Source organism: Streptomyces globisporus C-1027 (genome assembly GCF_000261345.2).
GTDB classification, from domain to species: Bacteria; Actinomycetota; Actinomycetes; order Streptomycetales; family Streptomycetaceae; genus Streptomyces; species Streptomyces pakalii.
In genome coordinates, this window is record NZ_CP013738.1 from 3,010,423 (window position 1) to 3,023,286 (window position 12,864).

Sequence of the window (12,864 nt, forward strand, 5' to 3'; positions counted from 1 at the left end):
CCATGGCCCTCACCGGACGTACCGCGCTGCTGGCCGCCCTGGGGTCACTCCCCGTAGGCATCCTCGCTCCCAGCTGGACCGGGTTGCTGGCGGTCAACGCACCGCTCTCACTGGCAATTCTGTGCGACTACGCCCTGGCCGCGCCAGTGCGCACGCTTCGATTCACCCGATCCGGGGATACAACTGTTCGACTCGGTGACGCGGCCGAAGTGCAACTGACGGTGACCAACACCTCGCGCCGACGTCTGCGCGCCCAGCTGCGGGACGCCTGGCCCCCCAGCAGCTGGGCCTCGGGCACCGAACGCCGCTCTTCCCGTCACACCCTGACGGTCCCGGCCGGGGAACAGCGGCGCTTGGTCACCGTTCTGCGCCCCACGCGTCGCGGCGACCGGCAGGCGGAACGCATCACGGTCCGCTCGTACGGCCCGCTCGGCCTCGCCGCACGCCAAGGGCAGCACCGGGCGCCTTGGACCGTGCGGGTCCTGCCTCCGTTCACCAGCCGCAAGCATCTGCCTTCCCGGCTCGCCCGGCTCCGGGAACTGGACGGTCGCACCAGCGTTCTGACACGCGGTGACGGCACGGAGTTCGACAGCCTGCGGACTTACGTACCCGGGGACGACACCCGCTCCATCGACTGGCGCGCCACCGCACGCCAGTCGGCCGTAGCGGTCCGGACCTGGCGCCCCGAGCGCGATCGGCACATCCTGCTCGTCCTCGACACCGGACGAACGTCGGCGGGGCGAGTCGGGGACGTCCCCCGCCTGGACGCCTCGATGGACGCCACGCTCCTGCTCACCGCGCTCGCCATGCGGGCAGGCGACCGAGTCAGCCTCCTCGCCTACGACCGCCAGGTCCGGGCCCGCGTCCAAGGCCGAACAGCCTCGGGCAACGTCCTGGCCACCGTCATCAACACGCTGGCGACGCTGGAACCCGAGCTCATCGAAACGGACGCCCGTGGCCTGAGCAACGCCGCACTCACCGACGCCCCGCGCGGTTCGCTGATCGTTCTCCTCACGACACTGGAGGCCGCCCCCATCGAGGAGGGGCTTCTCCCGGTGTTGCCTCAGCTCACCCAGCGCCACACCGTTCTCGTGGCTGCGGTCTCCGACCCTCGGATCGAGGAAATGGCCAACGCACGGGGAACAGTGGACTCGGTGTACGACGCGGCAGCCGCCGGACAGGCCCAGGCGGACCGTCGCCGCACGGCAGACAGGCTTCGGCGCCATGGCGCCGTCGTCGTGGACGCAAACCCGGGCCAGCTCGCTCCCGCGCTGGCTGATACGTACTTGGCTCTGAAGGCCGCAGGTCCCTCAGGGTCCGGAACGCAGAAAAGCCCCGCACCACAAGGGCACGGGGCTTTCCCCAAAGATTGTTCGGCGGCGTCCTACTCTCCCACAGGGTCCCCCCTGCAGTACCATCGGCGCTGAAAGGCTTAGCTTCCGGGTTCGGAATGTAACCGGGCGTTTCCCTAACGCAATGACCACCGAAACACTATGAAACTATGAACACCGGGCAAAATCACGGCTGTTCGTTATTTCAGAACTAACACAGTGGACGCGAGCAACTGAGGACAAGCCCTCGGCCTATTAGTACCAGTCAGCTCCACCCGTTACCGGGCTTCCACATCTGGCCTATCAACCCAGTCGTCTACTGGGAGCCTTAACCCCTCAAGAGGGTGGGAATACTCATCTCGAAGCAGGCTTCCCGCTTAGATGCTTTCAGCGGTTATCCTTTCCGAACGTAGCCAACCAGCCATGCCCTTGGCAGGACAACTGGCACACCAGAGGTTCGTCCGTCCCGGTCCTCTCGTACTAGGGACAGCCCTTCTCAATATTCCTACGCGCACAGCGGATAGGGACCGAACTGTCTCACGACGTTCTAAACCCAGCTCGCGTACCGCTTTAATGGGCGAACAGCCCAACCCTTGGGACCGACTCCAGCCCCAGGATGCGACGAGCCGACATCGAGGTGCCAAACCATCCCGTCGATATGGACTCTTGGGGAAGATCAGCCTGTTATCCCCGGGGTACCTTTTATCCGTTGAGCGACAGCGCTTCCACAAGCCACTGCCGGATCACTAGTCCCGACTTTCGTCCCTGCTCGACCCGTCGGTCTCACAGTCAAGCTCCCTTGTGCACTTACACTCAACACCTGATTACCAACCAGGCTGAGGGAACCTTTGGGCGCCTCCGTTACTCTTTAGGAGGCAACCGCCCCAGTTAAACTACCCATCAGACACTGTCCCTGATCCGGATCACGGACCCAGGTTAGACATCCAGCACGACCAGAGTGGTATTTCAACGACGACTCCACAACCACTGGCGTGGCCGCTTCAAAGTCTCCCACCTATCCTACACAAGCCGAACCGAACACCAATATCAAACTATAGTAAAGGTCCCGGGGTCTTTCCGTCCTGCTGCGCGAAACGAGCATCTTTACTCGTAGTGCAATTTCACCGGGCCTATGGTTGAGACAGTCGAGAAGTCGTTACGCCATTCGTGCAGGTCGGAACTTACCCGACAAGGAATTTCGCTACCTTAGGATGGTTATAGTTACCACCGCCGTTTACTGGCGCTTAAGTTCTCAGCTTCGCCACCCCGAAAGGCAGCTAACCGGTCCCCTTAACGTTCCAGCACCGGGCAGGCGTCAGTCCGTATACATCGCCTTACGGCTTCGCACGGACCTGTGTTTTTAGTAAACAGTCGCTTCTCGCTGGTCTCTGCGGCCACCCCCAGCTCAAGCAGCAAGTGCTATCACCGGTGATGGCCCCCCTTCTCCCGAAGTTACGGGGGCATTTTGCCGAGTTCCTTAACCATAGTTCACCCGAACGCCTCGGTATTCTCTACCTGACCACCTGAGTCGGTTTAGGGTACGGGCCGCCATGAAACTCGCTAGAGGCTTTTCTCGACAGCATAGGATCATCCACTTCACCACAATCGGCTCGGCATCAGGTCTCAGACTATATGCACGACGGATTTGCCTACCGTGCGTCCTACACCCTTACCCCGGGACAACCACCGCCCGGGCTGGACTACCTTCCTGCGTCACCCCATCGCTTACCTACTACAAGTCTGGTTCATCGGCTCCACCACTACCCTCAACTCCGAAGAGATCGGGCCGGCTTCACGGACTTAGCATCGCCTGATTCAGTACTGGGCGTTTCAAAGCGGGTACCGGAATATCAACCGGTTGTCCATCGACTACGCCTGTCGGCCTCGCCTTAGGTCCCGACTTACCCTGGGCAGATCAGCTTGACCCAGGAACCCTTAGTCAATCGGCGCACACGTTTCTCACGTGTGTATCGCTACTCATGCCTGCATTCTCACTCGTGAACCGTCCACAACTCGCTTCCGCGGCTGCTTCACCCGGCACACGACGCTCCCCTACCCATCCGTACTCCCGTTGGGGATATATGTACGAATGACACGACTTCGGCGGTACGCTTGAGCCCCGCTACATTGTCGGCGCGGAATCACTTGACCAGTGAGCTATTACGCACTCTTTCAAGGGTGGCTGCTTCTAAGCCAACCTCCTGGTTGTCTCTGCGACTCCACATCCTTTCCCACTTAGCGTACGCTTAGGGGCCTTAGTCGATGCTCTGGGCTGTTTCCCTCTCGACCATGGAGCTTATCCCCCACAGTCTCACTGCCGCGCTCTCACTTACCGGCATTCGGAGTTTGGCTAAGGTCAGTAACCCGGTAGGGCCCATCGCCTATCCAGTGCTCTACCTCCGGCAAGAAACACACGACGCTGCACCTAAATGCATTTCGGGGAGAACCAGCTATCACGGAGTTTGATTGGCCTTTCACCCCTAACCACAGGTCATCCCCCAGGTTTTCAACCCTGGTGGGTTCGGTCCTCCACGAAGTCTTACCTCCGCTTCAACCTGCCCATGGCTAGATCACTCCGCTTCGGGTCTAGAGCGTGCAACTCAAACGCCCTGTTCGGACTCGCTTTCGCTACGGCTTCCCCACACGGGTTAACCTCGCTACACACCGCTAACTCGCAGGCTCATTCTTCAAAAGGCACGCAGTCACGACTGACAGCACAAGTGCTGCCAGCGACGCTCCCACGGCTTGTAGGCACACGGTTTCAGGTACTATTTCACTCCGCTCCCGCGGTACTTTTCACCATTCCCTCACGGTACTATCCGCTATCGGTCACCAGGGAATATTTAGGCTTAGCGGGTGGTCCCGCCAGATTCACACGGGATTTCTCGGGCCCCGTGCTACTTGGGTGTCTCTCAAACGAGCCGTTAATGTTTCAGCTACGGGGGTCTTACCCTCTACGCCGGACCTTTCGCATGTCCTTCGCCTACATCAACGGTTTCTGACTCGTCTCACAGCCGGCAGACTATGAAAAAGAGATCCCACAACCCCGCATGCGCAACCCCTGCCGGGTATCACACGCATACGGTTTGGCCTCATCCAGTTTCGCTCGCCACTACTCCCGGAATCACGGTTGTTTTCTCTTCCTGAGGGTACTGAGATGTTTCACTTCCCCTCGTTCCCTCCACACTGCCTATGTGTTCAGCAGCGGGTGACAGCCCATGACGACTGCCGGGTTTCCCCATTCGGAAACCCCCGGATCAAAGCTTGGTTGACAGCTCCCCGGGGACTATCGTGGCCTCCCACGTCCTTCATCGGTTCCTGGTGCCAAGGCATCCACCGTGCGCCCTTAAAAACTTGGCCACAGATGCTCGCGTCCACTGTGCAGTTCTCAAACAACGACCAGCCACCCACCACCCCGTCCTTGCAGACGAGTTCACTGGGGCCGGATCAGAAGGACAGCCACATTCGGCCGCACCCTCAGATACCCAACAACGTGCCCGGCCCGATGCCCCGTTCACCACGTTCCACGCCGAAGCAGTACTAGTAGTGACCAGATCATCGTGCCGAATAGTCAACGTTCCACCCATGAGCAACCAGCACCGGACATTCGCCGATGTACTGGCCTCTGACCAAACCGAAGCCTGGTAAGAAGTGCTCCTTAGAAAGGAGGTGATCCAGCCGCACCTTCCGGTACGGCTACCTTGTTACGACTTCGTCCCAATCGCCAGTCCCACCTTCGACAGCTCCCTCCCACAAGGGGTTGGGCCACCGGCTTCGGGTGTTACCGACTTTCGTGACGTGACGGGCGGTGTGTACAAGGCCCGGGAACGTATTCACCGCAGCAATGCTGATCTGCGATTACTAGCAACTCCGACTTCATGGGGTCGAGTTGCAGACCCCAATCCGAACTGAGACCGGCTTTTTGAGATTCGCTCCGCCTCGCGGCATCGCAGCTCATTGTACCGGCCATTGTAGCACGTGTGCAGCCCAAGACATAAGGGGCATGATGACTTGACGTCGTCCCCACCTTCCTCCGAGTTGACCCCGGCAGTCTCCTGTGAGTCCCCATCACCCCGAAGGGCATGCTGGCAACACAGAACAAGGGTTGCGCTCGTTGCGGGACTTAACCCAACATCTCACGACACGAGCTGACGACAGCCATGCACCACCTGTATACCGACCACAAGGGGGGCACCATCTCTGATGCTTTCCGGTATATGTCAAGCCTTGGTAAGGTTCTTCGCGTTGCGTCGAATTAAGCCACATGCTCCGCTGCTTGTGCGGGCCCCCGTCAATTCCTTTGAGTTTTAGCCTTGCGGCCGTACTCCCCAGGCGGGGAACTTAATGCGTTAGCTGCGGCACCGACGACGTGGAATGTCGCCAACACCTAGTTCCCAACGTTTACGGCGTGGACTACCAGGGTATCTAATCCTGTTCGCTCCCCACGCTTTCGCTCCTCAGCGTCAGTAATGGCCCAGAGATCCGCCTTCGCCACCGGTGTTCCTCCTGATATCTGCGCATTTCACCGCTACACCAGGAATTCCGATCTCCCCTACCACACTCTAGCTAGCCCGTATCGAATGCAGACCCGGGGTTAAGCCCCGGGCTTTCACATCCGACGTGACAAGCCGCCTACGAGCTCTTTACGCCCAATAATTCCGGACAACGCTTGCGCCCTACGTATTACCGCGGCTGCTGGCACGTAGTTAGCCGGCGCTTCTTCTGCAGGTACCGTCACTTTCGCTTCTTCCCTGCTGAAAGAGGTTTACAACCCGAAGGCCGTCATCCCTCACGCGGCGTCGCTGCATCAGGCTTTCGCCCATTGTGCAATATTCCCCACTGCTGCCTCCCGTAGGAGTCTGGGCCGTGTCTCAGTCCCAGTGTGGCCGGTCGCCCTCTCAGGCCGGCTACCCGTCGTCGCCTTGGTAGGCCATTACCCCACCAACAAGCTGATAGGCCGCGGGCTCATCCTTCACCGCCGGAGCTTTCAACCCCGTCCCATGCGGGACAGAGTGTTATCCGGTATTAGACCCCGTTTCCAGGGCTTGTCCCAGAGTGAAGGGCAGATTGCCCACGTGTTACTCACCCGTTCGCCACTAATCCACCCCGAAGGGCTTCATCGTTCGACTTGCATGTGTTAAGCACGCCGCCAGCGTTCGTCCTGAGCCAGGATCAAACTCTCCGTGAATGTTTACCCGTAATCGGGTGCACACACACGAGAGCGGAACAACCGGTCGGAATAAGACCCGTTGTTCACAGCGTCCTCGCTGTGTATTTCAAAAGGAACCGCGTCCCAGCGTGATGCTGGAGACGGGGTATCAACATATCTGGCGTTGACTTTTGGCACGCTGTTGAGTTCTCAAGGAACGGACGCTTCCTTCGGTCCCGTATCACCGGGGCCCTCCGGGCGCTTCCCTTCGTCTTTACTTCTTTATCCTGCTGTCTTGCGTTTCCGACTCTATCAGACTCTTTCGCGTCCGATTCCCGGTCGAAGCGGGCCCTTCAGTTTCGCTTTCCAGGTCCTTCGCTTTCGCGTTTTCCCTTTCCGGCGGTTCCAACTTTACCAGACTCTTTTTCGTTCCGTTTCCGGTCCGAATTCGATTTCCGGTGGCCTATGGAGTGGCCTTGCCTTTCAGCGGACCCAACTTTATCAGAATCTCGCGGGGCAAACGAACAACCCGGGCGATTCGATAAAGGAGAATCATGCGGCCCGGCGGAGTTAACGAGAACCCCTGCACGAGCGGAGCAGACAATATGCGCTCATCCCGAACTTGTCCAGTCCGAGGCAACCGTTCAAATCTACCTCCCCACATCTGCCGTGTCAACGGGTTTTGTGGGCGAGGAGGACACTAGCAGCTCGGCAGGGGTGAAAGCACATCGGTGGTCAGGCTGCGGTGGGAAGTTCGGCGCTGCGTTCGACCGCTGCGAGGTCTCCCGTGTCGCCGGCGCGGGCCGCGCGGCCGCCCAGGATGTAGACGTACGCGAGAAAGGCCAGCTCAGCGGCGACGCCGATGGTGATCCGAGCCCAGGTCGGGAGACCGGACGGCGTCACGAAGCCCTCGATGAGCCCGGAGACGAACAGGACCAGGGCCAGGCCGATGGCCATGCCCAGTGCGGCGCGGCCCTGCTGGGCCAGGGCGGTACGGCGTGACAGAGGGCCCGGGTCGATCACCGCCCAGCCGAGGCGTAGCCCCGTGCCCGCTGCGACGAACACCGCTGTCAGTTCGAGCAGGCCATGGGGCAGCACCAGGCCGAGGAAGACGTCGAGCCGGCCCGCGGAGGACATGAGGCCTATGCCGACGCCGAGGTTCAGCATGTTGAGGAAGAGAATCCAGATCACCGGTATGCAGAGGAACGCTCCCAGGACCAGGCACAGGGCCGCGGCCTGCGCGTTGTTCGTCCATACCTGGGCCGCGAACGACGCCGCCGGATGGCTGGAGTAGTAGGTCTCGTACTCCCCGCCCGGCCGGGTCATCGCGCGGAGGTCTTCCGGTGCCGCGATCGCGGCCTGCACCTCGGGGTGCGTACCGATCCACCACCCCAGCAGTGCCGCCACCACGGTCGAGAGCACCGCGGTGGGCACCCACCAGTGGCGCGAGCGGTAGACCGCGGCGGGAAATCCCGCGGTGAGGAACCGGGCCGCGTCCCGCCAGGAAGCCTTACGGGTTCCCGTCACGGTCGATCGGGCGCGGGCCACGAGCTGGGTGAGGCGTCCGGTGAGGAGCGGGTCGGAGCTGCTCGACTGGATTAGGGAGAGGTGCGTCGCCGTGCGCTGGTAGAGAACGACCAGTTCGTCCGCTTCCGCACCCGTGAGGCGGCGCCCTCGGCGCAGGAGGTGTTCCAGGCGGTCCCACTCCGTGCGGTGGGCGGTGACGAAGACGTCGAGGTCCATGGGCGTCTGTTGCTCCAGGCAAAGGGGCGTACGGGTCCGTACTGCTGCGGCGCGCTGGCGGTCAGCTTGGCAGACTGGGCCCGGCTGGGGCAGGGAAGGTCGGCGAAGGGTGGGGCCCGATGAGTGAGTTGGTGACCGGTGACGCGGTCGTACTGGGCTTGAGGCCCGCTCGGCTGCCCAGCCGGGCCCTGGCCTCTGCCATCGATCTGGCGGTGACGTTCGTCGTCTTCATCCTGGTCTCGGTGGTGTTGGGAATCGCTTCCGCCGCCCTGGACGAGGCCGCCGTCGCGGCGATCGGGGTCGCCTCGTTCCTGCTGGTCCTGATCGGTGGGCCCGTCGCGGTGGAGACGTTGAGCCGTGGCCGCTCACTGGGGAAGCTGGCCTGCGGACTGCGGGTGGTGCGGGACGACGGCGGGCCGATCCGGTTCCGGCACGCGCTCGTCCGTGGAGCCATGGGGCTCGTCGAGATCCTCCTGACCTTCGGTGCCGTGGCCTCCATCGCGTCCCTGGTGTCGGCGCGGGGGCGCCGGATCGGTGACGTGTTCGCCGGAACGCTGGTGATCCGGGAGCGCGTCGCCGCGACGGGCCGGTCCGTCGCCGTTCCGCCTCCCCCGCCGTGGCTGGTCGGCCGGTTCGCGGAGCTGGATCTGTCGGGCGTACCGGACGAGCTCTGGTCCGCGGTACGGCAGTACCTGACGCGGATGCAGCAGCTGGATCCCGGCGTGGGGCGGTCGATCGCGGAACGGCTGGCCGGTGAGCTGGTCGCGCGGACGGGGGCCGCCGCGCCGCAGGGTGTTCCCGCGGCCGCGTTTCTGGCCGCGGTGGTGCATGAGCGGCAGTCCCGGGATGTGCGGCGCGTGTTCGCCGGGCCTCGGGCCGGGGGGTACGCCGAGGGCCCCGTTGTCCCTGTGAACCCCGTTGTCCCTGCGACCCCCGTTGTCGCCGTGGCCCCTGTGGCCCCTCCAGCCGCTGGGGCCCGTTCCCAGGCTGGGGGCGGTGGCGCCGGTGATGACGAGCAGCGGCGCGGGGGCGGTTCCTCGGCGGGGTTCGCTCCGCCCCGCTAGTCGGCGTCCGGCCGGTCCGTGTCCGGCTCGTCGAGGTCAGCCCCGTAGGCCCGCGGGGACGGGGGTGTCTCCAGGTGTTCGAGCTCGATGCCGGGCGCCGCGAGGACCACGTCGCCGGCGATGTGGACGGTGTGCTGCTCCCCGGTGTCCAGGGCGCTGACCTGGTATTCGTCCACGATCAGGGGGCCGTTGTCAGTGGGGTGCGCTTCACTGTTCATCAGGGTCCAGGACTGGTCGACGGTCCTGGGTGCGAGGACCGGGTCCGTGAAGGTGACCACGCGGACGCGGGTCGTGGGGGAGGCGGGGGTGAGGCGCAGGAGACGGGTCATGGCGATGAGGAATGCGGGGGACGTGCCGGCGAAGGCGTGGGCGCGGACGTTGCCTTCGGTGGCGTGGCTGCCGGTGGGATCGGTCCGGACCCAGGTGACCCCTTCCAGGGCCGCTCCTCGTACCTGCCAGCTCGCGGCATGGAGTTCGAGGCGGATGGGCCGGCCCAGCTCGTCCAGGGCGAGGTCGACGGAGCCGAGGTGGTCTCCGGAGGGGGATGTGGTCTGGGAGACGTAGCGCCAGCCGGAGGGGCCGGGGGCGCAGTGGAAGTGTTCTTCGCCGAGGGAGGTGTGATCGTGAAGGTCGTGGAGCGAATACCTGCCGCGGGGCATGGGGTCCTTCGGGTTCCTCGGGCTGTGCGGGGGCGGTAACGGGAGCAGGCCCCCGGCACGGGGGTGCGGGGGCCTGCACTCGGACTGCTACGGGTCTGCTGCGGACGGCGGGGCATCTGCTGCGGAACTGCTGCTGGATGCCGTGACGCCGCTCGGCGTTCGGAAGGCCGGCCTTCCGAACGCCGCGAGTGGATCAGTAGCGGTAGTGGTCGGGCTTGTACGGGCCCTCTACCTCGACACCGATGTACGCCGCCTGCTCGGGGCGCAGGGTCGTGAGCTTGACGCCCAGGGCGTCGAGGTGGAGGCGGGCGACCTTCTCGTCCAGGTGCTTGGGCAGCACGTACACGTCGGTCGGGTACTCCTGGGGCTTCGTGAACAGCTCGATCTGCGCGAGGGTCTGGTCGGCGAAGCTGTTGGACATCACGAAGGACGGGTGTCCGGTCGCGTTGCCCAGGTTCAGCAGGCGGCCCTCGGACAGGACGATGAGGACCTTGCCGTCGGAGAACGTCCAGGTGTGGACCTGGGGCTTGACCTCGTCCTTGACGATGCCGTCGATCTGGGCGAGACCGGCCATGTCGATCTCGTTGTCGAAGTGGCCGATGTTCCCGACGATGGCCTGGTGCTTCATCCGGGCCATGTCCTTGGCCATGATGATGTCCTTGTTGCCCGTCGTGGTGATGAAGATGTCGGCCGTCTCCACGACGTCGTCCAGCGTGGCGACCTGGTAGCCGTCCATCGCCGCCTGGAGCGCGCAGATCGGGTCGATCTCCGTGATGATCACGCGGGCGCCCTGGCCGCGCAGGGACTCCGCGCAGCCCTTGCCCACGTCGCCGTAGCCGAAGACGACGGCGGTCTTGCCGCCGATGAGGACGTCGGTGGCGCGGTTGATGCCGTCGATGAGGGAGTGGCGGCAGCCGTACTTGTTGTCGAACTTGGACTTGGTCACCGCGTCGTTCACGTTGATCGCGGGGAACAGGAGGGAGCCGTCACGGTGCATCTCGTACAGGCGGTGGACGCCCGTCGTCGTCTCCTCGGTGACACCGCGGATCTCGGACGCGAGCTGGGTCCACTTCTGCGGGGCATCGCCGAGGGTGCGGTTCAGCAGGGTGAGGATGTGGGCGTACTCCTCGCTGTCCGCGGTCGACGGGTCCGGGGCGGCACCGGCCTTCTCGAACTCAACGCCCTTGTGGACGAGGAGGGTGGCGTCGCCACCGTCGTCGAGGATCATGTTCGGGCCGCCGGTCGGGGTGTTCGGCCAGGTCAGCGCCTGCTCCGTGCACCACCAGTACTCCTCCAGGGTCTCGCCCTTCCAGGCGAAGACCGGGACGCCCGCGGGGGCTTCCGGGGTGCCGTTCGGGCCGACCGCGATGGCGGCGGCGGCGTGGTCCTGGGTGGAGAAGATGTTGCAGGAGGCCCAGCGGACCTCGGCGCCCAGGGCGACGAGGGTCTCGATGAGCACGGCGGTCTGCACGGTCATGTGCAGCGAGCCGGTGATCCGGGCGCCGGCCAGCGGCTGGGCGGCGGCGAACTCCTTGCGGATCGACATCAGACCGGGCATCTCGTGCTCGGCGAGCGTGATCTCCTTGCGCCCGAACGGGGCGAGGGAGAGGTCGGCGACCTTGAAGTCCTGGCGGTTGGTGATCGTCGTCATAACGGGCTGCTCCTCGTGATGGGTCGAGGGTGGGCTGTCTCTGGGCTGACTCTGCGGCGCGGCGGGCACAGGAATGCCCGGGCGGATTCGCAGTGCAGTCCGTCGGAGGCCCTCTGTCCCTCGCCCGGCTCGCTGGTGCCAGCCGGTCGACCGCCATCAGCAGCGACGTCTGTTTTCCGTATCCGAATCTACACCGAACGGCCCAGTGGACCCCAGCCCGTTCGGAGAGAGGGGCATGTGTGAGGGGTCACCGGGCCGATCGGGGCTGGTGTGCGGTGGGTCAGTGGCCGGAATCGCTCGGGGTCTCGGCCGGGCCATCGAGTGTCTTGCCCGGGTTGGTTCCGGTCCCGGCGGCCTCAGCGTTGTAGATGTCCGGCTCCAGGTAGATGACCCGGGCGATCGGGACCGCGTCGCGGATGCGGTTCTCGGCGGCGTTGATGGCCTCGGCGACCTCGGCGGCGGTCTCGTCGTGCCGGACGGCGATCTTGGCGGCGACCAGCAGCTCCTCGGGGCCGAGGTGCAGGGTCCGCATGTGGATGATGCCGGTGACGGTGTCACCGTCCACCACGGCCGCCTTGATCTTCTGGACGTTCTCGATGCCGGCGGACTCGCCGAGCAGGAGGGACTTCGTCTCGACGGCCAGGACGATCGCGATGAGGATCAGCAGGATGCCGATGCAGAGGGTGCCGATGCCGTCCCAGACGCCGTTGCCGGTGGCGAGGGCGAGGCCGACGCCGCCGAGCGCCAGGATCAGACCGACGAGGGCGCCGAGGTCCTCCAGCAGGACAACCGGGAGCTCGGGGGCCTTGGATCGGCGGACGAACTCGGTCCAGGAGCGGTCGCCCCGGGTGAGGTTGGACTCCTTGATCGCCGTACGGAAGGAGAAGATCTCGGCGATGATCGCGAAGACCAGGACCCCGACGGGCCAGTACCAGGCCTCGATCTCGTGCGGGTGCTTGATCTTCTCGTAGCCCTCGTACACGGCGAACATGCCACCGACCGAGAAGAGGACGATGGAGACGAGGAACGCGTAGATGTAGCGCTCGCGGCCGTAGCCGAAGGGGTGTTCAGGGGTCGCTTCGCGCTTCGCCCTCTTGCCGCCGAGCAGCAGGAGTCCCTGGTTGCCCGAGTCGGCGAGCGAGTGGACGCTCTCCGCGAGCATCGACGAGGACCCACTGAAGAGGAACGCTACGAATTTGGCCACGGCGATCGAGAGGTTGGCGGCGAGTGCCGCCACGATCGCCTTGGTTCCGCCTGACGCGCTCAT

General features: G+C 64.0%; 5 protein-coding genes, 3 rRNA genes and 1 pseudogene. 2 read left to right on the forward strand and 7 right to left on the reverse strand.

Translation table 11 applies throughout. The features are described 5' to 3' along the window. Positions 1-2 precede the first annotated feature (2 nt). Positions 3-1,307 (forward strand): annotated as a pseudogene (locus WQO_RS12915) (DUF58 domain-containing protein); the annotation flags it as partial. Between the two features lie 64 nt (positions 1,308-1,371). On the opposite strand, the gene rrf reads toward WQO_RS12915, so the two are convergent. The 4 genes from rrf to WQO_RS12935 form a co-directional block, all read right to left on the reverse strand. After that, positions 1,372-1,488 (reverse strand): 5S ribosomal RNA (gene rrf / locus WQO_RS12920). Positions 1,489-1,566: 78 nt separating this feature from the next. Then, positions 1,567-4,691, reverse strand: a 23S ribosomal RNA gene (locus WQO_RS12925). Positions 4,692-4,993: 302 nt separating this feature from the next. Then, a 16S ribosomal RNA gene (locus WQO_RS12930) occupies positions 4,994-6,519 on the reverse strand. Together the 16S, 23S and 5S rRNA genes form the textbook arrangement of a ribosomal RNA operon. 696 nt (positions 6,520-7,215) lie before the next feature. Next, complete coding sequence (locus tag WQO_RS12935) at positions 7,216-8,223, reverse strand: stage II sporulation protein M (RefSeq protein ID WP_010059948.1); 1,008 nt, start codon at positions 8,221-8,223, stop codon at positions 7,216-7,218. 119 nt (positions 8,224-8,342) lie between these two features. Between WQO_RS12935 and WQO_RS12940 the strand changes: the two genes are divergently transcribed. Further along, a complete protein-coding gene (locus tag WQO_RS12940; protein ID WP_010059947.1) occupies positions 8,343-9,287 on the forward strand; it encodes an RDD family protein in 945 nt (314 codons plus the stop codon). Here the strand turns inward: WQO_RS12940 and WQO_RS12945 are convergent. The 3 genes from WQO_RS12945 to WQO_RS12955 form a co-directional block, all read right to left on the reverse strand. Next, positions 9,284-9,946: a hypothetical protein gene (locus tag WQO_RS12945; protein WP_010059946.1), complete on the reverse strand. Its 663-nt coding sequence runs from the start codon at positions 9,944-9,946 to the stop codon at positions 9,284-9,286. The genes WQO_RS12940 and WQO_RS12945 overlap by 4 nt on opposite strands. Positions 9,947-10,139: 193 nt before the next feature. Next, on the reverse strand, positions 10,140-11,597 hold the full coding sequence (gene ahcY, locus WQO_RS12950; protein ID WP_058953974.1) for an adenosylhomocysteinase: 1,458 nt from the start codon (positions 11,595-11,597) through the stop codon (positions 10,140-10,142). Between the two features lie 280 nt (positions 11,598-11,877). Continuing rightward, positions 11,878-12,864 (reverse strand): cation diffusion facilitator family transporter, encoded by a 987-nt coding sequence (locus WQO_RS12955; protein WP_010059944.1) that lies wholly within the window; start codon positions 12,862-12,864, stop codon positions 11,878-11,880.